The sequence below is a fragment of the Bradyrhizobium sp. CCGUVB4N genome, assembly GCF_024199945.1.
Taxonomy (GTDB): domain Bacteria; phylum Pseudomonadota; class Alphaproteobacteria; order Rhizobiales; family Xanthobacteraceae; genus Bradyrhizobium.
The window spans coordinates 2079702-2104908 of sequence record NZ_JANADP010000001.1 but is presented as its reverse complement, the minus strand read 5'-3'; the positions used below and the strand labels follow the sequence as shown (position 1 = coordinate 2104908).

Sequence of the window (25207 nt, the reverse complement as noted above, 5' to 3'; positions counted from 1 at the left end):
CCGCTGGCAAACACCGCAATGAAAATCATCCAAATCACAGACCTTCACCTCGTTCCACCTGGCGATCGTCTCTTCGACAATGACCCGGGCGAACGCCTGAAGGCCTGCCTTGCCGATGTCGCCAGGCACCATGCAGATGCAGAGCTTTGCGTGATCACGGGCGATCTCGCCCACCATGGCGAACGGAGCGCTTATATTCGCCTGCGGGAAGCGCTTGAGGTCCTGCCGATGCCGGTGCGGCTTCTGATGGGTAATCATGACGATCGCGGCAATTTCCGTAGCGTGTTTCCCGAAGCTCCCGTGGATGATCACGGTTTTGTTCAATCGGTGCTCGACACGTCAGCGGGGCGCTTTCTCTTCCTCGATACCAAGCGCTCCGACAGCCATGCGGGCCTCTATTGTGAACAGCGCCAGGCATGGCTGCGCGCACGCCTGGACGAGGCGCAGGGCAAGCCGGTCTATCTGTTCATGCACCATCCGCCGCTGTCGGTTCATTTCCGGCCGGCCGACGACATCATGCTTGATGATGGCGCGGCGTTCGGACGGATTTTGGACGGTCATGCTATCCGCCATCTGTTCTTCGGGCATGTGCATCGCCCGATTACCGGAAGCTGGCAGAACATTCCGTTTTCCACTTTGCGCGGACTCAATCATCAATTGTGGCTCGACTTCAGCCACAAGCGAGGGATTCCCTGCAGCATGGAGCCACCGGCCTATGCAATCGCATTCCTGAACCCGGACGCCGTCGTGATCCACACCCACGACTTTCTCGATGGAAGCGCAAAGTACCTGTACGAGCCCGACCTGCCTGTCGAGCGTCAAGTCGTGCCGATGGCACGGCAAGCCCAACCCTGATTCTGCCTTCGGCGAAAGCCACTCCTCGCCGAAGAGCATCAAGCCTGCCCGTCCGTCGTTTGGCCCCGACGGAGGCGGTCGTTCGCACCATTGGGCTCTCATTTTCAAGCTCCAAGGAGCATTCACATGCCTTTGTCACGCCGCGCGTTTCTTCAGTCTTCCGCAGCGGTCTCGGCTGCCTCCGTGGTCGGCTCATTTGCGGACCTCGCTTGGGCCGCAGCAGACACTGTCGCGATTGCCTCGCTGCATGATCTGTCCGGACCATTCGACATCTATGGCGCTCCGTCGCATTTGTGCATGAAGGTCGCTGTCGAGCAGATCAATGCGGCCGGTGGTCTCCTCGGTAAAAAAGTCGATCTCAAGATCTACGACACACAGTCTGACATCAACAAGAACCCCCAGTACGCGCAAAAGGCAGTATTGAACGATCGCTGTGTTATGCTTCAGGGCGCCATGGTCGGCGCCGCACGAGAGGCGACGCGACCGGTCATGCGCCGTTACAAGGTGCCATTCTTTTATGGTTCGCTCTACGAAGGCGGCCTCTGCGAGAAGAATTCCTTTTGCGTGAACACTGGCGGCAACCAACAGGTCGTTCCGCTGCTCGAATGGTCGTTCAATAATCTCGGCAAGAAGCTCTACTATATCGCGTCGGATTATAACGCGCCGCGCAATTTCGGCATCTGGAATCATGTGGTTGCCAAACGCGAAGGCGGCGAGGTCGTAGCCGACGACTACTATCCCCTGGATGTCACGGATTTCACCTCGGCCATCGCAAGAATCCAGGCGGCAAAGCCCGACATCGTGCATTCCTGTCTCGTGGGAGGGCCGGCCATGGCCTTCTATCGCCAGTGGGCGGCCGCCGGAATGCTGAAGAAGATCCCGATCATCTCAATCGTCTTCGGCGCGGGCAATGAGCACGAAGTTCTTGCCCCGGAGGAAAGCGATGGTGTGATCGTCGCTTACAACTACTTCCAGGAACTCGACACACCGAAAAACAAGGAATTCCTGGCCAGGGTCGACGCCTCCGTCGGCGGGTCCCGTCCGTACATCAACGGCGATGCTTTCGGCGGCTATAGCGGTGTCATGCTCTGGGCGGAAGCCGTCAAGCGCGCCGGCAGCTTCGAGCGGGACGCGGTTACGGCGGCGTTCGAAAGCGGCATCCGGTGGGAGGGGCCGGCCGGTGTCATGACCACGGATGGTCCCACCCATAACACCACGCAAGACGTCCACATCATCACCGTCAAGAACCGCGTGTGGAGCCTCATCCAGAAGAAGGAGCAGATTGCGCCGGACACCTATGGCGGCAAGTGCAACGTGTTCACTAATCCCAAACAGGTCGATTTCCTGATGCCTTAGATGCGCACTTAGGCGCCGGCAGGGAGTTCTTGCTTGCTGGCCTGAATGATCGACGACGACACGTCGCGTCGATCCGACATGCTCTTCTCTTCACATTATCTTGGCTTCTCTTCTCCTCAGAGCTCAAAGGAAACATTGTTATGAACTTGTCCCGTCGCAATTTTCTCGGCTCGTCCGCAGCGCTCTCCGCCGCGGTGATCGCCGGCTCGTCGTCCACCCGCGCCCTGGCCGCGGCGGATACGGTCGCGATCGCCTCATTGCACGACTTGTCGGGAGCTCTTGATATCTATGGCGTGCCGTCGAATCTGTGCATGAAAGTCGCCGTCGAGGAGATCAATGCCGCCGGCGGTCTGCTCGGCAAGAAGGTCGAGCTCAAGGTCTATGACGGCCAGTCCGATATCAACAAATACCCGCAATATGCGCAGAGGGCGGCGCTGAACGACAAGGTCGTCATGGTGCAGGGTGCGCTGAGCGGCGCTGCGCGCGAGGCCACGCGCCCGGTCCTGCGCAAGTACAAGATCCCCTTCATTTACGGCTCCTTCTATGAAGGCGGGCTTTGCGAGAAGAACACGTTCTGCGTCAACACGGGTGGCAACCAGCAGGTTGTGCCGCTACTCGAATGGTCATTCAAGAATCTCGGCAAGAAACTCTACTACATCGCCTCAGACTATAACGCACCCCGCAATTTCGGCATCTGGAACCACGTAATGGCCAAGCGCGTAGGTGGCGAGGTGGTAGCCGATGACTACTATCCTCTCGACGTTACGGACTTCACCTCGGCTATCGCAAAGATTCAGGCGGCCAAGCCGGATATCCTCCATTCCTGCCTCGTTGGCGGTCCAGCCATGGCGTTCTACCGGCAGTGGGCAGCGGCCGGAATGCTGAACAAGATTCCGATCATCTCGATCGTGTTTGCCGCTGGCAACGAGCACGAGGTTCTTGCTCCCGAGGAAACCGACGGCGTGATCGTTGCCTACAACTACTTCCAGGAGCTCGACACACCAAAGAATAAGGAGTTCCTGGCCAAGGTCGAAGCCGTGGCCGGCAAGAACCACCCCTATATCAACGGCGAAGTGTTCGGAGGCTACAGCGGTGTCATGCTTTGGGCTGAAGCCGTCAAACGTGCAGGCAGCTTCGAGCGGGAAGCGGTTCTCGCCGCCCTCGAAAGCGGCATTCGCTGGGAAGGACCTGCTGGGGTCATGACCACGGATGGCCCCACCCACAACACGACGCAAGACGTCCACATCATCAAGGTTAAGAACCGCGTCTGGAGCCTGATCGAGAAGAAGGAGCAGATTGCGCCGGATACTTATGACGGCAAGTGCAATGTCTTCACCAATCCGAACCAGACCGATTTCCTGATGCCGTAGATCTTGGTGGCAGGGCTCGCCGGCGCCGCGCCTCTTGCGGCGCCGCAGCCCGTTGCCGGTCCCCGTTTTTCGCAGGTCGGGATTAGATCATGGACCAATACATCATATTGTGCTTCGCGGTAGCCAATTCCATCGCGCTTCTCGCCCTGATCAGCCTGGGGCTTGCCGTCATTTTCGGCATGATGCGCGTCATCAACTTTGCTCACGGCGAGTTCATCATGCTCGGCGGCTACGCCACCGTGATCGCCAATCATGCCGGCATCAATCTTTGGCTCTCCATGCTGGTTGTGGCGCCGATGTTCGTTGCCCTGATCGGCGCGGTCGTGGAGCGCCTCATCATTCGCCGACTCTACGGTCATCTGGTGACGACGATGCTGGCGACCTGGGGGCTGAGCCTGTTCCTGATTGGCGCTGTGACGGCCATCTTCGGTAACACCACGATGGGCGTGAGCGCTCCGCTCGGCAATATTCCGATCGGGGCCTACTCTATCGGCGCTTACCAGTTGTTCCTGGTCGTCATCACCGCCCTGCTGGTCGTGGGCTCACTGTTAGCACTGCACTGGACGAAATACGGGCTGATCGCGCGGGCGGCGATGCAGAATTCGGAGATGGCCGCGACCATCGGGGTCGATTGTGATCGCGTTTATGCGGCCACTTTTATCATCGGGGCAGCAATCAGTGGCTTGGCCGGTGCGCTGCTGGCGCCGATATCCGGTGTGCTTCCTCATATGGGGGCGGCCTATGTCGCCCGCGCCTTCGTCACGGTGATCAGCGGTGGTGGCGCCTTGATTACGGGGTTCCTGTCTGCCGCAACGATCCTTGGGCCGGCTGAGGCGCTGCTGTCCTATTTCGCGACCCCAGTCGTCGGCCAGGCCTCGCTGTTGCTTTTGGCCGTGGTCATCCTGCGCCTGTTTCCGACGGGCGTCTCCAGCCTGTGGACCGGAGGGCGATAAAGTCATGGTGCGCCAAATTAAACATGCTCTGTTTCCAGCCGCTCTCGTCCTGTTCGCGGCCCTTGGGCCGTTTGTTCTGGAGCCATTCGACCTCCTCAATCTGTCGGCCTTTTCGGCCATGGCGATCGCAGCACTTGGGCTTGCCTTCGTCTGGGGGACGCTCGGGATCCTGAACCTCGGACATTCGGTCTTCTTCGGTCTTGGTGCCTATGCCTATGCCATCGCGGTCTCCAATCTCGGCGATAGTACTCTTGCCGTGCTGATCGGGACCGTATTGCCGGTCGTATTCTCGCTCATCCTTGGCTATTTCCTGTTCTTCAGCCGTCTGGGTGACGTGTATCTCGGCGTCATTACGCTCTGCGTGACGCTGATCTTCTATTCCTTCATGACGTCGACCGCGGACCCCTGGTTTCACGTCGGTCCGGTGCCGCTCGGCGGCTTCAATGGCATCACGGCAGTACCCTCGCTCAATATGCCAGGTGATCCGCAGGCATTTCTATCCACCGACGCAACGTTCTCAATCTGTTTGCTCGCGCTTGCAGGCGCTTACATCCTGCTCTCGTTCCTGCGTTCGAGCGATGCCGGGCGTATCATGACGGCGATTCGCGAAAGTGAGTTGCGGAGCGAACTCCTTGGCTACGACATTCGCTCCTACAAGCTCGTTGGCTTTGCCGTGAGTGCTGCCATCGCAGGGCTCGGTGGAGCGCTTTACACGGCGGTGATGGGTTTTGTCAGCCCGAATGTCTTCGATCTTCCGCAAGCCTCGCAATTCGTTCTGTGGGTGATTGCCGGGGGACTTGGGACCTTTGTCGGACCCGTGGTGGCAAGCTTCGGCTTCCAGCTTCTCAGCAGCCAGCTCGGAGCCGACCAGATCTTCAATACGGAGCTGATTTTCGGCGCGACGATCATCGTGTTCGTGCTGCTTGCGCCGCAAGGTCTGCTGCCGATGATCTTTAAGCTGTCGAACCTGAGATTCCCGAACCGTTTCGGTATCTTGCGGCGGAAGGAGAAGCCGGCATGAGCGGCTCACCGATTCTCGCAACGCGGGGTTTGGTTAAACGGTTCGGCGGGGTTGCCGCTGTTGACGGCGTCGACCTCGTCGTGACCGCCGGCGAAATCCGCTGCCTCATAGGTCCGAACGGTGCTGGCAAGAGCACACTCTTCAAATGCCTCACCCATCAGCATCAGCCGACCAGTGGCCACGTTCTCTTCGAGGGCCACGACCTGCAGGGGCTACCGACCCATCGTATTGCCCGCTTAGGGATTGCCATCAAGAACCAGATCCCGAGCATCTACGCCAACCTTGACGTTCGCGAAAATATCCGGCTCGCCGCCCTGCGAAGACGCCTCGCAAAGCGTGAGCTGGACAAGGTCGTTGACCTGGTGCTGGACGAGATCGGGTTCGACGATCGTCTCGCTCACCAGCCGGCGGTCACACTGTCGCACGCTCATCGCCAATGGTGCGAACTCGGCATGCTGCTCGCGAGCGATCCCCGTCTCGCGCTGCTTGACGAACCGACCGCCGGCATGACCCGCGACGAGATGTTGAAGACCGTCGACATCATCAAGCGCCTCAATGCCCGTGCCACGGTGATCGTGGTCGAGCACGACCTCGAGTTCATCGCCCGCCTCGCACAGAGGGTTACTGTCTTGCACAGGGGGAAAGTGTTGGTGGAGGACACCATGGACAAAATCGAGGCGAACGAGACCGTTCGAGACATCTATCTCGGCCGCAAGAAGGAGGCCATTCATGCTGAAAGCTGAACGCTTGGTCTCCGGCTACGGCAATACACAGGTACTGCGCAGCTTGAGCTTCGATCTCGGCGCTCATGAGATTCTCGGGATCATCGGTATCAATGGTATGGGCAAGACCACCTTGCTTAAGACCGTCATGGGGCTGTTGCCGGTCGAAGGCGGCCGCATCATACTGGACGGTGTTGCCATCGAAGCTCTGCCTGCCCATCAACGCAGTCGTCTCGGCTTTAGTTACACGCCGCAAGGCGGCGCGGGCTTTCCGGGCCTGACCGTCAAGGAGAATCTGTTGCTCGCGGGCATGATGCCCGGCGCCGGCAAGGCAAAGCCGATTGACGAAATATTGCGTCTCTTTCCTAGGCTCGAAAAGCTTCTCGCGCGCCCCAGCGGTGCTTTGAGTGGAGGCGAACGGCAGTTGCTGGCGCTTGCGCGCGCCATGGTTCGCTCGCCGCGGCTTCTTCTGCTCGATGAACTGACAGAGGGCATTCAGCCCTCAGTGACCGACGAAATCGCCGAATGCCTATCGTCAATTCACCGGTTGGAAAACACGGCCATAATCATTGCCGATCAGGATCTCAGTTTCGTCGCCTCGCTGGTTGCTCGAGCGCTGGTCGTCCAGAAGGGACAGATCGTGGCGGAACGCAATCCGGCCGAACTTCTCGCCAACAGCGTCTTCGAGACGGACTGAAATCTTGCCGGCGCCGAGCCTGCCGTCCGGCGATGCTGCGGCTCACCAGTGTCAATCCATTCGAGACGAGTGCCTACCTCTTAATTTGCAGAGCCACCATGGCCGCCAAACCCCTCTCAGTCCAACCGACCGTCCATCCGGCTGCGCAGCTGCACGATACAGAACTCGGCGCATACTGTGAGGTCGGCGCGCGTACGATCCCGCGAGAAGCGACGATGGGCAATTATTCCTACGTCGAAAACGATTCCCAGATCACCTACACAAGCATAGGAAAATTATGCTCAATTGCGGCAATGACCCGAATCAACCCCGGCAACCATCCGATGCACCGAGCGAGCCAGTCGCATTTCACCTATCGGGCAAGCGCCTATTTTCCGAACGAGAGTGACGAGGCAGAATTCTTCGATTGGCGGAGACAGCATCAGGTGCAGATCGGTCACGACGTCTGGATCGGTCACGGCGCAATCGGACTTCCAGGCCGCAACATCGGCACTGGTGCCGTGGTTGCGGGCGGTGCAATCGTTACCAAGGATGTGCCGGTCTACACAATCGTCGCAGGCAATCCGGCTCGCACCGTCAGGCGGCGGTTCTCGGACGATATCGCCGGGCGGCTCGCCAGGCTTGCGTGGTGGGACTGGGATCACAAAAGTCTGCACGCTGCGCTGCCGGATTTCCGCAAGCTGGCGATTGAAGATTTTTTGAGTAAATACGAAGCGGGCGAGCTTGCGAGTCTCGAAATGCCGTAGTTTTTTTTAAGGCCCGTTCTGACATATTCAGCGCTTTTGGCGCATTGAGATTATTACAGAACTGCCGTTGTCAGAATGCTTGGCCTAGATGGCCTGCACGTCAGCTTCACACCAATCGTGCTCGTTCAACACTGAGACACTTCTGCCGAAACCCTATCAGACAACGAACCGACTACATTCGGGTAAACGAGGCGGACCCAGAAACTGAAAGCCAACTTGCGCCCCCGTGAACGGTGAGCCTATTTGACGGTGCTCGCCGTCGCCGGCCGGGGTTTGAAGCTCTTGATGCCGACCGGGCCGGCACGGCCGTAGCGAGCAAACAGCCGCACAATCAAGTTGTACTCGTATCCCCGGATATAATCCCAAACCGCCTGCCGCTCCGCATCTCCGAGGTGAACTATCTTGTCTTCGTTTCCGGGTATCTCGGTGAGCAACACCAACCCGTAGGAAAACAGCTCGCCAAAGCCGCCGACGCTGATGACATCGTTGCCGATCAGGACCTCAATACGCTCCAGCCACTTCAGAAAGCCGTCGAACGCCGAGCGGACCGCCCGGCCCTCCGGCTGCATCAACGGCTTCGACGTACCTTCGGCGACCTTGTCGCCTTACCAGTAAACCTCTAGCGCGCCTACCAGCCTGTCTTTTGTGAACGGAGAATGGCTCTTCAGCGCCTCATCAACGAACGGAACTGAGCGTAGTCCAGCAACTCCATCACAAAACGGACGTCCGGATCGACCAGGAATTGGCGGGTTTGGGTCGTGGCCACGAACCGCCCACTCCCGCCGCCGCCTGGCAAGGCTCGCCTGTTCGCTGTTGCCGCGGTATGCGGACAAGAGCGCGATAGAGGCAGGCATGGAACAAAAGGCAGACGAGATAGGACAAGCATTCCAATGATGGGGCTGGCGCGCCCGATTCTACCCCTTGGAGCCGGGTTAACGGGGTTTATACTCACCTTGCAAAGTGAGTATAAATCTGGAAACGACCTATGCCGGCCCCTTCCTTGGTTTCCCAGACGACCTATGCCGAGCTTCTCGAGCGCACTGCCAACGCCGCCTTCCAGGAAGCGTTCGCGGAAGACGGCGCATTTACCTCCAAGACTGTCAAGCAGCGAAAGTACTGGTATTTTCAAACCGGCACGGGCGCCGAGCGGTCCCAACGCTATGTCGGACCCGAGACGCCCGAACTGTTGGAAAAAATCGAGCGCCACAAGGAAATTCGCGAAGACGAGCGCGAGCGTCGAGCGCTTGTCTCCACCGTTGTCCGCTCGCTGGGCCTACCTCGTCCTGTCACCGAGATCGGCGAGATCATTGCAGCTTTCGCTCGCGCTGGCGTCTTTCGTCTTCGCGGCGTACTTGTCGGGACTATTGCCAGACCTACGCCGCGATGCTTGGCCTCCGCTTGCCGTCTGCCGGCACGATTACCATGGACATCGCCCAATTCACCAACGTCTCCGTCTCAGTCGGCGACCGCACCACTCCCGTGCTGGACGTCCTCAAACAGATCAACAAGAGCTTTCGCCCCGTATCCAATGTCGTCGATGGTCGTCGGGCGACAAGCTATTCGGCCACTGGCGGTTTACGGGTTGATTTTCTCACACCTGATGATCACACGGAAACGGGACGTCCAAAAAAGCTGCCTGCTCTTCAAACAGATGCCCAACCATTGCATTTCCTCGATTTCCTGATCCGCAATCCCGAGCCGGCAGTCGTCCTGCATGGTGCAGGCATTTACGTGTGCCGGCGCCTGTCCGATACGCCGTCCACAAGTTGATCATTTCGCGTCGACGCCCTGAGGGATTTGCAAAACACGACAAGGACTTGCAACAAGCCGAGGTACTTTTTGCAGCACTTGCAGAGAAGCGTCCACATGACCTGAAGTTTGCTTGGGAGGAGGCCTATGAGCGCGGTCCCAAATGGCGTCAGCTCATGCTCGAAGGATTGGGTTTGCTTGAGGCTTCCGTCCGAGATGCAGTGCTCGTTGCGATTGGTATGCCCCGCTTAACCCTTCCCGGAATCGAGTTGTCCTTCGACAATTCTCCTGCTCGCTACGACCTCAGCCGCGACATCGTGACCTTTGCCGGCAAAGCGCTCGGCAGTCGAGTCAACTGCGTGATCAGCCGCGAGGCCTTGGACGATCATTTCGGCAGTGACGGACTTGGAAAAGAAGGTCGACTGGAAGCTTTCCTTAACAACAATAGGCCGAGGATAGAGGCGATCGCACGCGCGAAATATCTGTCCGCTCCCATTGAGGAACCTGGAGCGGTCTTGGTCAAGACGTCCGACGTCGAGCGCTTCTCCCAAGACGTTCCGGCGAACAAACCCCGAGAGACCGCCAAGCGCCCGGCAACTCCTAAGCGGAAGTAGATCGTCGTTCGCTTCTACCGGCCAATTCCGCGCTTGACGCCGATCGACCACGATATGCTCTCTCCACCGACCTGGCCGGTGACCAGTTGCCCGCGCGCGCCAGCACCGGCCGCCACAGCACAGCACGAACTCATGAAATCGCTCGATCAGCGCGAACGGTCCGCATTCTGCGTCAGCATGCGACGGTGGACGCCCTCGATCCTATCGCCAGCCTTTGCATCGATATGTTCAAGGCGGGTACCCAACCAAATTGACGCGGACGCTACATCCATCGGGACGTCAACACTGTTCGTAGCCTGGAATAACGCCAACTACGTGGCACAGATTGAGGACGAGTGACTTGGCCCGGGCGATGACGGTGACGTCGCGCGCGTGATACTGAGCACAGGTGTGTGTGCGGCTTCGATCACGGCGTTCATGGGGAGCATGTTTCGCTGCCTCCCTTACTGATTAGGGCAACTCGGGGCTTGGGCAGTGACCGCGAGGTCAGGAATCCGCGTCTTTCGCCAATGGGCGATGCGATCTTGACCGGAACATCTTTCCTGCCCGCCGAATCTTGATCGGCAGAGAATGTGCAGACGGCAGTGCTCTTGCTTCATCGCCAGCCTTTGAGCAACTCCGGGAGCAAGGGCACTCCCGACGTTAGGCCCGGCCCGCAGGCCCATCACCAAGCCGACTACGGCACACGTGTCACTGAACTGTCGCGTTCATTGTGATTACTGACTTTCCAGAACCCGAGGGCCCCTTTTCCCGTAAAGCTGACTGCAAACGCATCGCTGCCCTTGTAACCTGCCTTGGCCGTGTAAGTGTATGTCGATACATCAGCTTTAGCGTCCCATGTGCGGGCTTTTGCGAGATGGTGGAAGCGGCAATCACTGCGTCCACCTTGAGCGGCAATAGCCATGTGCCACTTGCCGAACGCCGAGACACTGAAGTAGCCGCTTGAATTCACACCCTAACTCGACTGGACGCCGGTGACCGGACACTCTGAAGCGGCCTCTGCAGAGATCGGTATCAAGCCAAGAACGGCCACACGGCGAATTGATCGTACACGAAATTGCGTTTCAGCCTCCATCATTTGAAGACGAACTCGGTAGCATCGCCGACCAAATCTTCTGTTGATGCACCTCAACGATGCTTCGCGCGCATTCACAGGACCGAAACTCCGGTTAAGTCGAGATACGGCGAGTTATTGCAGAGCGGCGACGCATTTCACCCTTAAGCAGATTCAGGACGCCGGAAATCGTTGGTGTAGCCTTTTTTGCCAGATCTCACGACCGTCCGTGGGGCTTGGAGTCAATGCCAGGCGGCAAGCTACTAACCACCAATCCATTATCGTCAGATTGTGTCTGGCTCGGTTCAAAACGCGAGGTTGACGGCCTTGCCATTCTTGTGGAGACTAATGTCGTCATTAGAGTCGCTGAACGCTGCTAGACGCGCCGGCGACCACTGCACTCTATCTCGCAACAGTTTTTGTTCGAGTTGGGATTTGATCTAGGAGTATGCCGATGTTTGTTCGCATCACGACAGATCAAACGTCTCGTCCAAACTCGCTCAAACACTTCCGCTTGGCGAGCAGCTCAAACCCGATCGTCAATCTAGGCGAATACACGTACAAAAAAGGGAAAGAAATCTACGGTGAAAAGGAACCCGCCAAGTACGTCTATCTCGTAACACGAGGTGCGGTGCGGAGTTACAAACTGCTCTCCGATGGTCGCCGTCAGATCGGTGCATTTCATTTGGTTGGCGACATTTTCGGGCTCGAAAACGGTGGAACGCACCGCTTTACAACTGAAGCCGTTGTTGAGACCACTCTTCGCCTGATGAAACGACAAAGCCTCGAGCTGGTGGCCGAGAAAGATACCCTCGTGTCGCGCGACCTACTTGGTCTGACGACTAGCAACCTACAGCACGCAGAAGACCACATGTTGCTACTGGGACGCAAAACGTCACTTGAGAAGGTTGCTGCGTTTTTGTTGGAAATGGACGAGCGTCTGACCGCCGCCGGCAAAATCTCGCTGCCGATGTCCCGCCGCGATATCGCTGATTACCTTGGCTTGACGCTCGAAACGGTATCGCGCGCGGTGTCTCAGCTGCACAAGGCAGGCATTCTTGAGTTCATCGGCAGTACTCAACGCGAAATCGCGATCCTGGACCGAGGATTGCTTGCACGCATCGACTTGCACAACTAGCTACAATTGGAATTGGAGATTGGCATTGTGGCAGGAGAATTTTGCGCTTGCGTGTCCAGCGCGGACTTCAGTTGCGACAGTTGATCGCCGAGCCTGAGCTCGCCGAGCGCCTCCCAGCGACAGTTGAACAAATTCGACAGGCGGTGCGCGTTCAAGAAGCAATATCGCCTTACACCGGCCTATCGGTGGCCGATCTAAAACGAGTGGATTCAAATTTGGAAGACCGCTGGTGAACTGGACGATGAATGAGGCAGGCCGCCTCGTCAGCTAAGGTGAGAAGAAGCAATGAACGAAACTTACGACGGGTGGCGCGCGGCGGGCGCATCAGGCGGCGGAGTCCCAAAGCAGGTGCGCGGCGAGCAAGGATCAATACGTCTCCTGGGAAAATACAAAGGTCTGGTTATCTTCGCCCTATCAAAAAGAGTTCGTCTTGGACTCGCGCATTCGAAGATTGTCTGAGAGGATTTAGCCACTGGACAACGATGTCGGTTAATAGCTCTCGCGCTGCTTTCCGGGGGAATACACTTGCTGATCACCGTCAGTTTTTGCTGATTTACAAGGCCTTCCGGTGTCCTGAACTTCGCTCAAGGCGCGACACTGCTGTTTGCTGCGCTGGCCTTCGACAGTCGAGTGGCGCGTGGAACATCGTTTGCCGTCGCGCTGGTGACCACGCTGGCCGCGATGCTGCCGCTTGATCGGATGCCATGTCGCTTGAGCTCGGAGGAGGATCACTATGGTAACGACGCGCGAAGTGTCTGTCGATGACGCCCCAACAGTGACCCACATGGTTGCTGCGCTAGCCGCCGAACTTGGGGGCGGCCAGGTACAAGCCGGACCAGATACCCAGCTTGTCGCCGAACTCCTTGCTATTGAAGAGCGTATCCATGGGTTCCTAGCTTTTGCCGAGGATCGCCCGGTCGGCGTCATCATGTTGTCGGAAAGCGCGGCTCTTTTCGCGCGCGGAAGGTACGCTACGATCACCGAACTCTACGTCGTGCCGGACCAGCGATCGTCAGGGGTTGCGATGCGTCTCATTGAGGCTGCCGTAGGCCTGGGGAGGGTAAAGGCCTGGGGTCAACTTGAATTGGCGGCGCCCAGGCAGCCGATGTGGAGCCGCAACTCCAGCTTGGCATTGTACTTCAAAGCTGGCTTTGCAGAGATCGGCCCACGCCTGAGGTTGCCGCTGCAATGCCTCGCTAGCCCACGTCCGCAAGGTATTGCTAAGGGGCGATCGCGACTAGACTCTCGGCGGCAGCGCGGACTGTCCCGCTCCAGCCCGGATTCAACGGCTGTAAGGCTTGCATTGGAAGCCGCGGGGCAGTCTCTCGGAGGAGCGGACCCTCGTCCATGGCGCGGGCGATGAGCGGCCGGGGCCGAACGTCTTGCTGAAGCGCGCGGCCCGCCACGCGAGGAACTTAAAAGGCATTTGAAGCCGGGGTACGCCTATCGACGGGCGGATTTGGCCCGCGGGTCGAGATCTATCGACCGGCACCTTGAGGGAATTGGTTGAGAGCTGCACACTCAGGAAGTTTTTGGACGGGCTTTGTGCGTATCCAAGGGAGACCGCGTTCGGTTTGGCACCCGCGTCGGACGAGGATGTCCTGGAAGCCTTCCTGAAGGCGCGTGAATGGCGGCCGATCGAGGGTCCCAGAATTGAAATCATCCGCTTTGGACCCAAAGTGTTCGACATGGGCCTCGAACACCACACGATCGAGAATGTCCCTGTCCGCATCTATTCACCGGCAAGACTATCGTCGATCTCGTCAGAAGCGCCCGATTCCAGCATGCGGCCTACGAGAGCACCGGTGGGTTCGTGCAGGCGACACAGGCCATGAAAAGAAGCCCTGCGACTGCGCAAATCCTCGCCGGCAGAGATCGCGCGGTTCGCCGTGGATCCAATTTGCGCTTTCTTGATTCTGAGAGTTGGCCATCGTTGCCGGGCCAACCTTAAGCCGCGAGGCGCGAACACTAAGTTGACTTCAAATGAAGGCGAAGGCGAGCAGGCTCGAGCAGAGCAGCGCGAGGCCCGTCGCAGTCAGCGCCAGTAGGCTAGCGGAAACAAGGTCATGGCTCTCCATCATACAGCCCTCGATGGCAAAGTGTCCGGTGACGGCCTGAAACCACAATAATTATTCGAATTCGACGCAATAATCCTGCTGTTTGCGGGCTCAAGCACAGTTTTCCAGCGCGATCTGCGGATGGCTAGGCGACTTGCGGCGTGAGCAAAGAAATCGCTAACTTAGGAGCTGTTCAACGAGCCACCGAGTCCTTTTGTGCGCCACAATATTATTTAGTCCCCTTCAGCTCATGATGGATGAGCTTCACAATTGCGATACAAGTTCCGGAATAACTTCGTCGAATGCGTAAGCTTCTGCTTCTCATTGTGGTATTTGCAATCATGTTAGTGGTAAAGGGCCGCCGCCAAGATGCTTTCGTGCCGCACCCGACCGAGTCCATGCCGCGTCCCATAGTCCTATCCTGCATGCCTCATCCTCAGCAGATCCGCGGCAGTTGTTCGCCCGATAGCCAGTCGACGATGCTGCCGCCGCCAAAACGGGTGATCATCTGTACGAAATGACGGACGTCGGCGATCGCCTCGCCGATGTCGGCGGCATCGCAGCCGAGCGGATGCGCCTGCATAGCAGCGAGTACGGCATTGGCGACATCGGGCGACACGATCGCAACCAGCTTGCCTTCATTGGCGACATGAAGCGGATCGAGTCCCAGGAGCGCGCAGGCCGCCGCCACGCCCGGTTTCACCGGGATTTCCTCTTCCTGCAAGCGGAAGCCGAGGTCGGATTGCTGGGCGATCTCGTTCAGGGTCGCGGCAAGCCCGCCGCGGGTGGGGTCACGCATCAGGCGAATGCCGTGGGCTCCGGCCTGAACCATCTTCTGGACGAGATCGTGCAGCGCCGCCGAATCGGACGCGATCTCGGTTTCGAAGGCGATGTTCTGCCGCATGGACATGATGGCGATGCCATGATCACCGAGCGTGCCCGAGATCAAAACGCGGTCTCCGACGCACGCGTTCTCTGCGGAGAGATTGAGCCCGTCGGGTACCATACCGACGCCGGCTGTCGAGATGAAGAGACCGTCGGCCTTGCCGCGCTCGACCACCTTGGTGTCGCCCGTGATGATGTGGACGCCGGCCAATCGCGCCGCTTCGCCCATGGAATCGGCGATTCTCTTGAGGTCGCAGAAGGGAAACCCCTCCTCGATGATGAAGCTCGCTGACAGGTAAAGCGGCCTCGCCCCGGCCATTGCGATGTCGTTGACCGTGCCGTGCACGGCCAACGAACCGATATTCCCGCCCGGGAAGAACAATGGCGAGACGACGTAGCTATCGCTCGTCATCACCATGCGACCGGCGCCGACGTCGAAGGCCGACTGATCATTGCCGCGCGCCAGCCATTCATTGCCGAAGGCCTCGTGGAACAGCCCCGAAATCAGCTGCGCCGTCGCACGGCCGCCGGAGCCGTGAGACAGGTCGATGCAGCCATTCCGGATGTCGAGCTTGCGTTGATGGCCTCTCATGACGCTCCCCTTTGCTGTTGATCCCGGAAGCGGCGATAGGTCCAATGCGCGGCGCAGGCGCCTTCTGAGGAGACCATGCAGGACCCCACCGGCATTTCTGGCGTGCAGACGGTCCCGAAAAGCCTGCAATCCACCGGCTTCTTTACCCCGCGCAAGATGGCGCCGCACTCACAGGCCCGATTGTCCGCAACGCTTAGCTCGCGCATGTCCAAGCGCAGCTCTGCGTCGTGTATGCCGTGAGCGCGCTTCAGCTTCAGTCCGCTGTAGGGGATTTCACCGAGACCACGCCATTCGAATCGATCTCGCAGCTCGAAAATGTCAGAAATCTCGTCTTTGGCACGCGGATTGCCGTCGCGGGTCACCGCGCGGCGATACTGGTTTTCCACTTCGTGGCGATGCTCGTTGACTTGCCGGACCAGCATCAGGATAGCCTGCATCATGTCGAGTGGCTCGAAACCGGCGATCACGACCGGCTTGCCGAACTCCTCCGCGACAAACTCATAAGGCGCCGTGCCGATGATGGTCGAGACATGGCCCGGCCCGACGAGACCGTCGATCTCGACATGGCCGATATTGCCGATGTCGGGGCTCTCCAGAATGTTCTGCATCGCCGGCGGCGTCAGCACGTGGTTGCAGAATACGCTGAAATTCGAAAGCTGCTTTTTTTCGGCCAGACGTACCATGACGGCCGTCGGCGGCGCCGTGGTCTCAAAGCCGATGGCGAAGAACACGACCTCGCGGGCGGGGCTCTCCTCTGCGATCCGGATCGTATCGATGGTGGAATAGACCATGCGGATATCGGCACCGCCGGCCTTTGCTTTGAGCAGCGAAGTACCTTGCGAAGCCGGCACACGCATCAGGTCGCCATAGACGCACAGGATGACATCGGGCCGCTCGGCGAGCCGGATCGCCATATCGACTCGCCCGGCCGGCAGCACGCAGACCGGGCAGCCGGGGCCGTGGATCATCCGCACATTGCTCGGCAGGATGTCCTCAAGGCCATAGCGCGAGATCACGTGCGTATGGCCGCCGCAGAATTCCATGAAGCGATAGGATCTTTCCGGATCGACCGCGGCGTGGATCGTCTTTGCCAGCCCCAGCGCGGTGACCTTGTCGCGAAATTCGTCGGCATATTTCATTGCGAGGCTCGCTGCCCTTCGATGCTGAGCTCGCGTAAGAGCTCGAGCGTGCGCCTCGCCTCCTGCGGATCGATCTTGGCTAGAGCGTAGCCGACGTGGATGATCACGTAGTCGCCGATGGCGATATCCTCGATCAGCGCTACGGATATCTCCTTGCTGACGCCATCGATGGAAACCACGGCCATATCCTCAGTGAGAAGCGTCATGACCTTAGCGGGTATGGCGAGACACATCAGGCGATTCCTTATGAGCCTTGGTGTTCGAGGAGAAGCAGGGCCGCGATCCAGGCCTGCCCGAGGCTCAGGCCACCGTCGTTGGGTGGCACCTGGCACGGAAGCTGCGGTCTGAGACCGACGGCGAGGCAGCCGCGCTCGATCTCTTCAGCGAGGATGGCATTGAGGAAGCAGCCGCCACTTAAAGTCACGCTCGTGAGGCCTGTCTGCTGCGCCGCACGCGCGATCCAGTCAACGCAAGCGGCGGCAAAGGTGCCATGGAAGAGTTCGGCTCCTTCGGTCGGATCGAGCGCATCGGCGCTCAGGCAATCGAGCAGCGGATGCATTGACAGCACGCCGTCTTCGATGACCCACCCATCGTCTGCGACACGGGAGCCGCGCACGCGCGCCTCCAGCTTCAGCGCGGCCTCGCCCTCGTAGCTCTGGACGGAGGAGAGACCAAGCAGTCCCGCCGCCGCATCGAACAGCCGGCCGGCGCTGGTCGTCACGGGCACGTCGGATTGGTCGAGCAACGCGCAGAGGCGTCCGGCCTGCGGCCGGCTCGCGAACCGGCGCGGGATCGCCTCGCCACGCCCCAGGGAATGCAGCACGCTCGCCGCCATTCGCCATGGCTCGCGCGCAGCGCGCTCTCCGCCCGGCATCTTGAGCGGCGCCAGATGTCCGATCCGCTGGAAGCGCGCTCCTTCACAGAGCAGAATTTCGCCGCCCCAATTGCCGCCATCGCTGCCATAGCCGAAGCCATCGAGCACGAGCGCGAGCGTAGATCCCTCGATACCGTGCTCCGCCATGACCGAGGCAGCATGAGCATGGTGATGCTGAACAGCGATCAGCCGCTGGCTGCTCGCCTCGGCGAAGCGGGTCGATGCCATGTTGGGATGCAGGTCATGCGCAATGACGACCGGTTCGACATCCAGTGTCGCGATCAGGTGTCGCACAGTTTCCTCGAAGAAGCGGATGCCTTCTACGGTATCGAGATCGCCGATGTGCTGGGATACGAAGGCCTCGTTGCCACGCGTGACCGTGACCGTTGATTTCAAGGCGCCGCCGACGGCGAGCACGGGAGGCAGCGACCGCGCAAGCCGGACCGGCTCGGGAACATAGCCCCTCGCCCGACGAATGAACCGCATCCGTCCCGCCACGACCGACGCGACCGAATCGTCGACGCGTGTCACGATGGCGCGATCATGGGTGACGATAAGATCCGCAATCGCGCCAAGGCGCTGCTCCGCCTCCCGATTGTCGATCAAAAGCGGCTCGCCGCCGGGATTGGCGCTGGTTACGACGATCACCCAGTTTTTGTCCGTCCGCGGATGGCTCGAATTCAGTTCATGGAACACCAGGTGATGTAGCGGAGCGACCGGCAACATGACGCCGATGCGCGACAGCTCCGGTGCGATCGCGGATGCAAGCCGTTGGCGTGACATCAACAACACGATCGGCCGAGGCGAGGATTCCAGCAGGGCAAGTTCAGCCATGTTGGCCTCGGCGATCTCCGAAACCGCGTCAACCGACCCCACCATCACGGCAAAAGGCTTCTGGTCCCGCTGTTTTCGCCGACGCAGGCACTGCACGACACTATCGTCGCGCGCGTCGCAGATGAGCTGATAGCCGCCGAGCCCCTTGATCGCGACGATCTTGCCCGCGGCGATCGTAGCCGCGATCTCGCCCGCACTATGGCTGAGCCTCGGGCCACACTGCGGACAGGCGATCGTCTCGGCATGGAATCGCCGGCTTGTGGGATCGGCATAGTCGTTCGCGCACGCCGCGCACATGGCGAAGCGCTTCATCGCCGTGGCGGAGCGATCATAGGGCAGCTGCTCGGCGATGGTAAAGCGCGGGCCGCAATGGGTGCAGTTGACGAAGGGATAAAGATGGAAGCGGCTGCTCGGATCGAACAGCTCGCTCAGACACTGCGGACAGGTCGCGGCGTCCGCGACGATCCGCGTCGAAACCTTGCCCTGTCCGCTGGCGCGAATGCAGAATTCGTCGCTCAAGACGGCAGCGATGCCCTGGATGGAAATCCCGTCAATCCGCGCGAGCGGCGGCTTTTCAAGCGGCAGTGCAGCGACGAAATCGGACATGCGCTCGCCCTCGACTTCGATCACAACGCCGTGCGGATCGTTAGCGACGAAGCCGCCGAGGCGATAGCGCGCAGCGAGGCCATAGACATAGGGTCGAAACCCGACGCCCTGCACGGCGCCGCGCACATGCAGGCGTAGCCGCTTTCCATTCTGAGCCGTGGTCTCACCGCGCACGATCATCCCGCGGTGACCATATCGACCGGCTTCATCTTCTCCGATTGCTTGCGGATCCAGGCATAGAATGCCGCCAATCCTTCACCAGTGCGCGCCGACACCGTCAGCACCTCGATCCGGGGGTTAACTCGCCGCGCGAATTCGATAGTCCTGGCGAGATCGAAACCGAGCACGGGGAGAAGATCGATCTTGTTGATCAGCATCAGGGACGAGGCAGCGAACATGTCGGGATATTTGAGCGGCTTGTCTTCGCCCTCGGCGGTCGAGAACACCACGATCTTGCAGGCTTCGCCGAGATCGAATCCCGCAGGACAGACGAGATTGCCGACATTCTCGATAAAAAGAACGCCGCTGTTCAGGCCAGGCAGCCGGTCATAGGCCGCGCCCACCATCGCGGCATCGAGATGGCAGCCCTTGCCGGTGTTGATCTGGATGGCCGGCACGCCGGTCGCGCGGATCCGCTCGGCGTCGTTGCACGTCTGCTGGTCGCCCTCGATCACGCCGATCGGAAAGCTGTGTTTCAGTTCAAGGACGGCGCGAACTAACAGCGAGGTCTTGCCTGCGCCGGGGCTCGAGACCAAGTTGAACGCGAGCACACCATCAGCACGGAAGCGTGCGCGGTTGTCGCCGGCGAGCTTTTCGTTCTTGCCGAGGATGTCGCGTTCGACCTGGATGGTACGATCGCGGCTCATGCCGGAGATCCGGCGGCCAGCCGGATTCGCACCGCAATCGAGCAGCCCGACGTCGCCATGCTCCTCAATATGGGCGCCACCATGATGATGGTGATGGCGATCGTGGCCAGGTCCATGAGGGTGATGATGCCGTCCACCGTGATCATGATGATAATCACGTGCATGCTCGACGACCCACTTTCTGTCACCGCAGCCGCAAACCGTACACATTAGTCGACCTCCAGTTCCTTGACGCGCATTTCTTCCCCGCCGGTCACCTGCAATCGATGACTGCCGCAGAGGGGACACGGTCCATAACGGTGCCTGATCTCGATGCTCGTCGAGCAGGCCACGCACCAAGCTATTGCGGGCGTCTTGACAATTTCGAGCCTCGCGCCTCGCGCAATGGTCCGCGCGGCGACCGCCTCGAAGCAGAACGTCATCGCCTCCGGCGCAGCATGACTGTGCGCTCCGATCTCAAGGAATACCACCTTCACCCTGGAGAACGAGTGCTTGCGCGCTTCCTCCTCGACGATCCCGATGATCCCTTCGCATAGCGCCATTTCATGCATGACCGACCTCGCGGAAGCTGAGCGTGAAGCCGACGCATGGATCGAACGAGCTGACGAGGTTTTGGACCGCGTCCTGGCCCTGCCGCCCGTCCGCCGGCAGGGAGCCTCGCAGCCTGCGGACCAGCGGTCCGCGCGCATGGAAGTTCCATTCTGTCGGGGCTAGGAATTCGAAACGGACGATGCAATCGTCGTTGTCGAGCACAATGGCATGGTAAAGCCGGCCGCGCGCGCATTCGACAGCGGCCGCACCTTTGCCGGCACCGAGGCGATAGCCCTCGATGATGCCATTTTCCAGCACTTGAGTCCTGCCTTCAAGCCAGGCGCAAAGCCGGGCAATCTCAGTGATCCGCGCGTTCAGGCGCTCGGCAGGGCCGGCGTCCCGCGGAACGGTCGACTCACGCCCGATCCGGCGCGCCCAGACGCCGGTCTCCGGAATGCGGCCGTTAAGGTCGGGCGCACCGGAAAAGGCTGGGCCGTCTGCCACCATCCGCATGACGACGTCAAGATCGTCGGCCGCTGACAAGAATGACTGCTCGACCACCGAAAGCGACAGCGCGTTGCCGTTGAGGCTCGCAAGATGCGTGGCCAGTGCGCTACCCGGCGCCGGTGCCAGCTCTTCGCCCGTGATGCCTAGCGCGTTAAGCGACGTCCAGATCTGCGACACGGCCCGGCCCCGTGACGAACCCTCGCCGCTGCTGAGCACGGTCGTGGCGAGCATCGCGGCACGAGCCACGGCGGCACTCCGGCGGTCCAGCGTGCGCCAACCTACGAACAGCCCCCGCACCAGCTCGGTCAGACGCTCGGCAATCACGGCCGTGACGCGGCGCTGCAATGTCTCGGCAGAGGATGCTTTGCCGTGCGCAGCCTCGACCGCCGACAGGAATGCCGCCTGATGGGCTGCCGAGCACACCGAGAATAGGCGCGGCAGGACAGACAGCAACGACGCGACCGGCTTTCCCGCAAACAGGCGCGTCAAGGACGGTCGGCCGCGCGGTACGATTGCAACGTCCTCGATGGTGCGGCCGGCGCGCCAGACCGTGATGTCGATCTCGTTGAGGAAGGCCGGGCTCATGGATGCCGCTCCGTCACAATGAAGAGGCGGGAACCGACCGCCGCATCGCGCGATCGCCGATCTTGCGATAAGCGCCGGCCGACCGTTCGCCCCACACAACGGTATTGGCCGCGCTGAGCTGGATATGCGCCTTGCCCATCCCCATTCCATCGCCGGGAAGTTGGATCTCGAGGCGTCGCAATTCGGACAGTGCCAGTCCTCCGGCGACGAACCGATCCGTGTGTTAGGCGCGACCTGCGCCTCGCCATCTGCGACATCATAGACCGGATGCCGCATTCCAGCCGCGTGCCGTCGGTAAGATGCTGGCGCACGTCAAAATACTCGAAACCCTTCATTTGAAATAGGCCACGATGATTTCGCGCATCCGCTCGGCGGAATCCTCGAAATCCTCGTCGGCCGCGAGTGCGACCTTCGGCACGCCGCCGATCTCGAGCGTGTCGAGGATGATGGTGTCCATCGCATTGAAGAACTGCACCGACCAGACATTGCGGATTCCGGTCGCTAACATGCGACATGTGCCGTAGCCGCGCGAGACGAGTTGGACCGGCCCATTCCGGATCGTCTCATGGAGGAAGCTCATGTCGACTGGACTCATCGGCAGCCGCGTGAAATTGACGATCTGCGAGAGCATGCCCGGGCGCCAAGCCAGCGCACGCTCTCGGATTTCGGCAAGCACCGGCAGCACGTTCATGGATCCGTCCGGCACCTGCCCGATCTCGAAATCTGCTGTCGTGAAATCGGAGGCCGCGCGCTTCACGATTTCCGGGATGGCGCCGACCTCGAGATATTCCGATGCCTCATCCGTCTCGAGCCGCACGCGCCAGATTCCGGCCAACACCGATTCCTGGATTTGCGCGAGCGATCCATCCGGCAGCGCGATGAGGCCGGCCACTTCGCCTTCGCCGAGCACATCGGCAATCAGCTTGCGTTCAAGGTCGTCGAGATTGCCGAGCCTGAACAGTCGCGTCGAGGCGGCGACCTCTCGGCTGGCGATAGTGATAGCGAGCTTCGACAATAGCTCGACCGCCCTCGGGCAGTTCCTGGCCAGCTCCGCACTATCGAGCGACGCAAGCTTCGCCAAAGCGCCCGCTGCCGTCAGGATGCCGCCAGCTGCGTCCAAGCCCTGCTCGCGGTAGACTCGCTGCTCCGCGTCTTCAGCCTCTGACCAGTGGGCCGCCTTCATAGTCCGACACCCAGCGATTTATGGTACGAGACGACTGCGGCGGCCCCTCGGTGCAGTCGGCCGATCGGCTTGGAGATATGGTCGACATGGATCGACCAAGCCTTAATTGTTCTTGCGATCAGCCCAAGTGTTTGCGCCTTGGCGAGCCACATCACCATCGGCTGTACTCGCATTAAAGAGCCCTGAGCGAGGTCATCCTCGGCCTTGCGTGCGATCACCGCGCCACGCAGCCGCCCAATACACTCATTGATCAGCTCGGGCGGAACGACGGCAGCCTCGGTCGCCTCCGCAAGTCTTTCGGGATCGCCCGCCGACAACAACACGGTCACCACTCCTGCCTCATCGGACGCGGCTGGAGAGCGATCGAGGCAAGTAAAATCGACCTCGGACCGGCCATGTGGCAGCACATCAGGCGTTCCCGCTGCATAGTTCTTCCGATTCTGACCGTTTCAGATATTTTCTCATGCGGAAAAGTCCGCTGCTGAGACCGGATCACAGTCATCTCTTTGAACCTGAGGCTCGTCTTCCGGCTTCGCAGCAGTTTCCCTGAGCCCGGCACTTGTCGTATCGTTCGTATTGGAGTGCCGAAGATGGCCATTGGCCAGATCGAGCCGGAGATGCTCGGGCAGTATCGGCTCGCGGTCGATCAGGTCGCAGAAGAAGCGATCGCAAGCCTCGCCGTTGAGCGCCGCGCCGATGCCTTCAATCGCATCGGCAATCAGCCGCGCTTCTTGATCCTCTAGACGCCGAACCGCTGTTTCGAGATGGACCAGCACCTTGGCATGGACAGGCGGACTGGAGAGCAAAAGCACCGAGACGCGCCGCCGTACGCCTCGAAACTCGCAAAGCGCCGAGATGCCGTCGGTTTCGATAATCGTCATGGGCAAACCAAGACACATCTGCGATGTCTCCGACAGCTCGCTGACCGTTCAGGTCCACGCTCTCATCTCGTAATGCAGGTGATCGATGCCGTTGGCGAGCAACCACTCGGATTCCTGCAATGGTGCAATGCGGGCCGTTACCTTCACGCCCCATTCAGCTAGGATTGAGCTGGCAAGTTCAACCGCAGGATCGATCTGATTGCGCACCGCCTGTGTCAGGGACCCGCCCCAGTCCTCGAGGTCGAGTGGCTGACAACCGACCAGCACGAGGTGTTTTGGGCAATGTCCGAGCAGATCAGTTGCACTGATAACCTCCTGCAAACCGGTATGATGCAGGCTCATCTTCCTAACGCCGGTGAAGCGCGGCACATCTCCGTCACGCACGACCTTCAACTGTCCAGGCTCCAGGCCATAATCGACCGCGTCGAATACGATCAGGCTGTCAGCTTCCCGAAGATAGTTCACAAGTTGGAGCCCCTGCGTACCCCCATCCAGGATGGTGACGTTATCGGGTACCGCGTATCGGCGATGGAATTCTTCCACCGCCCGCACCCCAAACCCTTCGTCTGCCCAAAGAATGTTGCCGATACCGAGCACCAGGATGCGCGTTGGCTGTAAACATGTCGGCACCGACCTGCTCGGCGGGTCTCGGTACTGACGTACACCGGAGATCATCGAGGAGATAATGCTCCGGCGCGACATGATATCTTCGCGAATGACGGCATAGACGTGCAGCATCAAGAATATGATCAGCATCCACATGCCCAGATGGTGCCAAGTGCGCACATCCTGGCTGTTCGGCCAGATTGCAAACACCCAGCCGAACAGCTTGTGCTGCCAGCTGTCGTACCCGGTGCCTTCCGAATAGAGGGCCAATCCCGTGACAATCATGAAGGCCACGCCCGACGTGAAGCACGTGAACATCGCGGTCTGCGCCAGCGGATTATGGCCGAGATACATCTTCGGCTTGCGCTCTAGGAAGGCATAGCAGCGGACCTCGTGCAAGACGTCCTTCCAGAACTGTCTACGATACACGGGAACGTAGAATATCTGCCGGGAATGGTAGTTGCCGGCGAAGGCCCATAGGATGCGGGTGAGAAAGGACACTGCGAGCACCTGTCCTGCCGCAAAATGGGCAAAGCGGATATAGCCCATCACGAAGTTGTCGGACGCTTCGCCCGCGAACGACGGCAGCGGCGTTCCGATCAGATAGCCGGTGACCGCCAACAGGAAAATCGAAAACGCGCTCACCCAGTGGCAGATGCGCACCGGCGCTTCGTAGATATACACGGGCCCGGCAATGGCCTGCTTACCGGCGGCATCGGTCGCGTCAAGGTCCGGCTCAGTTTCCGCCGGGGGCGCAACTGCACTCATCAGGGCGTTCCTTCCTCA

General features: G+C 59.9%; 25 protein-coding genes and 4 pseudogenes. 13 read left to right on the top strand and 16 right to left on the bottom strand.

Annotated elements, in window-relative coordinates:
- Nucleotides 1–18 precede the first annotated feature (18 nt).
- The 8 genes from NLM31_RS09460 to NLM31_RS09425 all read left to right on the top strand — a co-directional run bounded on the left by NLM31_RS09460 (nt 19) and on the right by NLM31_RS09425 (nt 7720).
- A complete protein-coding gene (locus tag NLM31_RS09460) occupies nt 19–855 on the top strand; it encodes a phosphodiesterase (RefSeq protein WP_254192104.1) in 837 nt (278 codons plus the stop codon).
- A 126-nt stretch (nt 856–981) separates the two neighbouring features.
- On the top strand, nt 982–2211 hold the full coding sequence (locus NLM31_RS09455) for an ABC transporter substrate-binding protein (RefSeq protein WP_254192103.1): 1230 nt from the start codon (nt 982–984) through the stop codon (nt 2209–2211).
- Between the two features lie 29 nt (nt 2212–2240).
- Nucleotides 2241–3581, top strand: a complete 1341-nt coding sequence (locus tag NLM31_RS09450) for an ABC transporter substrate-binding protein (protein WP_254128919.1) — start codon at nt 2241–2243, stop codon at nt 3579–3581.
- Nucleotides 3582–3670: 89 nt separating this feature from the next.
- Entirely contained in the window at nt 3671–4534 is an 864-nt protein-coding gene (locus NLM31_RS09445; RefSeq protein WP_254192102.1) for a branched-chain amino acid ABC transporter permease, read from the top strand.
- Between the two features lie 4 nt (nt 4535–4538).
- Nucleotides 4539–5555: a branched-chain amino acid ABC transporter permease gene (locus NLM31_RS09440; protein ID WP_254192101.1), complete on the top strand. Its 1017-nt coding sequence runs from the start codon at nt 4539–4541 to the stop codon at nt 5553–5555.
- Complete coding sequence (locus tag NLM31_RS09435; protein ID WP_254128916.1) at nt 5552–6298, top strand: ABC transporter ATP-binding protein; 747 nt, start codon at nt 5552–5554, stop codon at nt 6296–6298. The genes NLM31_RS09440 and NLM31_RS09435 overlap by 4 nt, the downstream gene beginning before the upstream one ends.
- Nucleotides 6285–6974, top strand: a complete 690-nt coding sequence (locus tag NLM31_RS09430) for an ABC transporter ATP-binding protein (protein ID WP_254192100.1) — start codon at nt 6285–6287, stop codon at nt 6972–6974. Before NLM31_RS09435 ends, NLM31_RS09430 begins: the two co-directional genes overlap by 14 nt.
- A gap of 98 nt (nt 6975–7072) precedes the next feature.
- Nucleotides 7073–7720, top strand: coding sequence for a chloramphenicol acetyltransferase (locus tag NLM31_RS09425; RefSeq protein WP_254192099.1), 648 nt, complete (start codon nt 7073–7075; stop codon nt 7718–7720).
- A gap of 239 nt (nt 7721–7959) precedes the next feature.
- On the opposite strand, the gene NLM31_RS09420 is transcribed toward NLM31_RS09425, so the two are convergent.
- On the bottom strand, nt 7960–8289 hold the full coding sequence (locus tag NLM31_RS09420; protein WP_254192098.1) for a hypothetical protein: 330 nt from the start codon (nt 8287–8289) through the stop codon (nt 7960–7962).
- An 814-nt stretch (nt 8290–9103) separates the two neighbouring features.
- Here NLM31_RS09420 and NLM31_RS09415 point away from each other — a divergent pair.
- Nucleotides 9104–9555 (top strand): annotated as a pseudogene (locus NLM31_RS09415) (GSU2403 family nucleotidyltransferase fold protein); the annotation flags it as partial.
- A gap of 90 nt (nt 9556–9645) precedes the next feature.
- Nucleotides 9646–10083: a DUF1488 domain-containing protein gene (locus NLM31_RS09410; protein WP_309143726.1), complete on the top strand. Its 438-nt coding sequence runs from the start codon at nt 9646–9648 to the stop codon at nt 10081–10083.
- Between the two features lie 676 nt (nt 10084–10759).
- Here NLM31_RS09410 and NLM31_RS09405 read toward each other — a convergent pair.
- Nucleotides 10760–11035, bottom strand: a complete 276-nt coding sequence (locus NLM31_RS09405) for a hypothetical protein (RefSeq protein ID WP_254192097.1) — start codon at nt 11033–11035, stop codon at nt 10760–10762.
- A 556-nt stretch (nt 11036–11591) separates the two neighbouring features.
- Between NLM31_RS09405 and NLM31_RS09400 the strand changes: the two genes are divergently transcribed.
- From NLM31_RS09400 to NLM31_RS09390, 3 genes are all read left to right on the top strand, one after another.
- Nucleotides 11592–12275, top strand: coding sequence for a helix-turn-helix domain-containing protein (locus NLM31_RS09400; RefSeq protein WP_254192096.1), 684 nt, complete (start codon nt 11592–11594; stop codon nt 12273–12275).
- Nucleotides 12276–12322: 47 nt separating this feature from the next.
- On the top strand, nt 12323–12508 hold the full coding sequence (locus NLM31_RS09395; protein ID WP_254192095.1) for a hypothetical protein: 186 nt from the start codon (nt 12323–12325) through the stop codon (nt 12506–12508).
- 695 nt (nt 12509–13203) lie between these two features.
- Nucleotides 13204–13638, top strand: a complete 435-nt coding sequence (locus NLM31_RS09390; protein WP_254135279.1) for a hypothetical protein — start codon at nt 13204–13206, stop codon at nt 13636–13638.
- Between the two features lie 1130 nt (nt 13639–14768).
- On the opposite strand, the gene hypE is transcribed toward NLM31_RS09390, so the two are convergent.
- The 14 genes and pseudogenes from hypE to cybH all read right to left on the bottom strand — a co-directional run.
- Nucleotides 14769–15809, bottom strand: a complete 1041-nt coding sequence (hypE, locus tag NLM31_RS09385; protein ID WP_254128908.1) for a hydrogenase expression/formation protein HypE — start codon at nt 15807–15809, stop codon at nt 14769–14771.
- Nucleotides 15806–16948 carry a hydrogenase formation protein HypD gene (gene hypD, locus NLM31_RS09380; protein WP_254192094.1) on the bottom strand — a complete coding sequence of 381 codons (1143 nt, stop codon included), beginning with the start codon at nt 16946–16948 and terminating at the stop codon, nt 15806–15808. Before hypD ends, hypE begins: the two co-directional genes overlap by 4 nt.
- Entirely contained in the window at nt 16945–17181 is a 237-nt protein-coding gene (locus NLM31_RS09375) for a HypC/HybG/HupF family hydrogenase formation chaperone (protein WP_254192093.1), read from the bottom strand. Before NLM31_RS09375 ends, hypD begins: the two co-directional genes overlap by 4 nt.
- 11 nt (nt 17182–17192) lie before the next feature.
- Nucleotides 17193–19442 (bottom strand): carbamoyltransferase HypF, encoded by a 2250-nt coding sequence (gene hypF / locus NLM31_RS09370; protein ID WP_254192092.1) that lies wholly within the window; start codon nt 19440–19442, stop codon nt 17193–17195.
- Entirely contained in the window at nt 19439–20338 is a 900-nt protein-coding gene (hypB, locus tag NLM31_RS09365; RefSeq protein WP_254128904.1) for a hydrogenase nickel incorporation protein HypB, read from the bottom strand. The genes hypF and hypB overlap by 4 nt, the downstream gene beginning before the upstream one ends.
- Complete coding sequence (gene hypA / locus NLM31_RS09360; RefSeq protein ID WP_254192091.1) at nt 20338–20679, bottom strand: hydrogenase maturation nickel metallochaperone HypA; 342 nt, start codon at nt 20677–20679, stop codon at nt 20338–20340. The genes hypB and hypA overlap by 1 nt, the downstream gene beginning before the upstream one ends.
- On the bottom strand, nt 20672–21751 hold the full coding sequence (locus tag NLM31_RS09355) for a hypothetical protein (protein ID WP_254135278.1): 1080 nt from the start codon (nt 21749–21751) through the stop codon (nt 20672–20674). Before NLM31_RS09355 ends, hypA begins: the two co-directional genes overlap by 8 nt.
- Before the next feature lie 13 nt (nt 21752–21764).
- Nucleotides 21765–21890 (bottom strand): hypothetical protein, encoded by a 126-nt coding sequence (locus NLM31_RS42980; protein WP_256562435.1) that lies wholly within the window; start codon nt 21888–21890, stop codon nt 21765–21767.
- A 68-nt stretch (nt 21891–21958) separates the two neighbouring features.
- A pseudogene (locus NLM31_RS43200) lies at nt 21959–22027 on the bottom strand (hypothetical protein); the annotation flags it as partial.
- 55 nt (nt 22028–22082) lie between these two features.
- The gene (locus NLM31_RS09345; protein WP_254192090.1) at nt 22083–22934 is read right to left on the bottom strand and encodes a hydrogenase expression/formation protein; all 852 of its coding nucleotides are present in this window, start codon (nt 22932–22934) and stop codon (nt 22083–22085) included.
- Nucleotides 22931–23266, bottom strand: coding sequence for a hydrogenase accessory protein (locus NLM31_RS09340; protein ID WP_254128901.1), 336 nt, complete (start codon nt 23264–23266; stop codon nt 22931–22933). The genes NLM31_RS09345 and NLM31_RS09340 overlap by 4 nt, the downstream gene beginning before the upstream one ends.
- 279 nt (nt 23267–23545) lie before the next feature.
- Nucleotides 23546–23833 (bottom strand): annotated as a pseudogene (locus NLM31_RS09335) (HypC/HybG/HupF family hydrogenase formation chaperone); the annotation flags it as partial.
- Between the two features lie 30 nt (nt 23834–23863).
- Nucleotides 23864–24445 carry a HyaD/HybD family hydrogenase maturation endopeptidase gene (locus NLM31_RS09330; protein ID WP_254135277.1) on the bottom strand — a complete coding sequence of 194 codons (582 nt, stop codon included), beginning with the start codon at nt 24443–24445 and terminating at the stop codon, nt 23864–23866.
- 15 nt (nt 24446–24460) lie between these two features.
- Nucleotides 24461–25189 (bottom strand): annotated as a pseudogene (gene cybH / locus NLM31_RS09325) (Ni/Fe-hydrogenase, b-type cytochrome subunit); the annotation flags it as partial.
- Between the last annotated feature and the right edge of the window lie 18 nt (nt 25190–25207).

Bases quoted from the DNA above. Each gene is read 5' to 3' on its own strand.
- NLM31_RS09455 (WP_254192103.1), top strand. From the start codon at position 982: ATGCCTTTGTCACGCCGCGCGTTTCTTCAGTCTTCCGCAGCGGTCTCG.
- NLM31_RS09355 (WP_254135278.1), bottom strand. From the start codon at position 21,751: ATGAGCCCGGCCTTCCTCAACGAGATCGACATCACGGTCTGGCGCGCC.
- hypD (WP_254192094.1), bottom strand. From the start codon at position 16,948: ATGAAATATGCCGACGAATTTCGCGACAAGGTCACCGCGCTGGGGCTG.
- hypF (WP_254192092.1), bottom strand. From the start codon at position 19,442: ATGATCGTGCGCGGTGAGACCACGGCTCAGAATGGAAAGCGGCTACGC.
- NLM31_RS42980 (WP_256562435.1), bottom strand. From the start codon at position 21,890: ATGGGCAAGGCGCATATCCAGCTCAGCGCGGCCAATACCGTTGTGTGG.
- NLM31_RS09390 (WP_254135279.1), top strand. From the start codon at position 13,204: ATGTTGTCGGAAAGCGCGGCTCTTTTCGCGCGCGGAAGGTACGCTACG.
- NLM31_RS09420 (WP_254192098.1), bottom strand. From the start codon at position 8,289: ATGCAGCCGGAGGGCCGGGCGGTCCGCTCGGCGTTCGACGGCTTTCTG.
- NLM31_RS09460 (WP_254192104.1), top strand. From the start codon at position 19: ATGAAAATCATCCAAATCACAGACCTTCACCTCGTTCCACCTGGCGAT.
- hypE (WP_254128908.1), bottom strand. From the start codon at position 15,809: ATGAGAGGCCATCAACGCAAGCTCGACATCCGGAATGGCTGCATCGAC.
- NLM31_RS09435 (WP_254128916.1), top strand. From the start codon at position 5,552: ATGAGCGGCTCACCGATTCTCGCAACGCGGGGTTTGGTTAAACGGTTC.
- NLM31_RS09400 (WP_254192096.1), top strand. From the start codon at position 11,592: ATGTTTGTTCGCATCACGACAGATCAAACGTCTCGTCCAAACTCGCTC.
- hypB (WP_254128904.1), bottom strand. From the start codon at position 20,338: ATGTGTACGGTTTGCGGCTGCGGTGACAGAAAGTGGGTCGTCGAGCAT.
- hypA (WP_254192091.1), bottom strand. From the start codon at position 20,679: ATGCATGAAATGGCGCTATGCGAAGGGATCATCGGGATCGTCGAGGAG.
- NLM31_RS09440 (WP_254192101.1), top strand. From the start codon at position 4,539: ATGGTGCGCCAAATTAAACATGCTCTGTTTCCAGCCGCTCTCGTCCTG.
- NLM31_RS09445 (WP_254192102.1), top strand. From the start codon at position 3,671: ATGGACCAATACATCATATTGTGCTTCGCGGTAGCCAATTCCATCGCG.
- NLM31_RS09410 (WP_309143726.1), top strand. From the start codon at position 9,646: ATGCTCGAAGGATTGGGTTTGCTTGAGGCTTCCGTCCGAGATGCAGTG.
- NLM31_RS09430 (WP_254192100.1), top strand. From the start codon at position 6,285: ATGCTGAAAGCTGAACGCTTGGTCTCCGGCTACGGCAATACACAGGTA.
- NLM31_RS09375 (WP_254192093.1), bottom strand. From the start codon at position 17,181: ATGTGTCTCGCCATACCCGCTAAGGTCATGACGCTTCTCACTGAGGAT.
- NLM31_RS09345 (WP_254192090.1), bottom strand. From the start codon at position 22,934: ATGAAGGCGGCCCACTGGTCAGAGGCTGAAGACGCGGAGCAGCGAGTC.
- NLM31_RS09425 (WP_254192099.1), top strand. From the start codon at position 7,073: ATGGCCGCCAAACCCCTCTCAGTCCAACCGACCGTCCATCCGGCTGCG.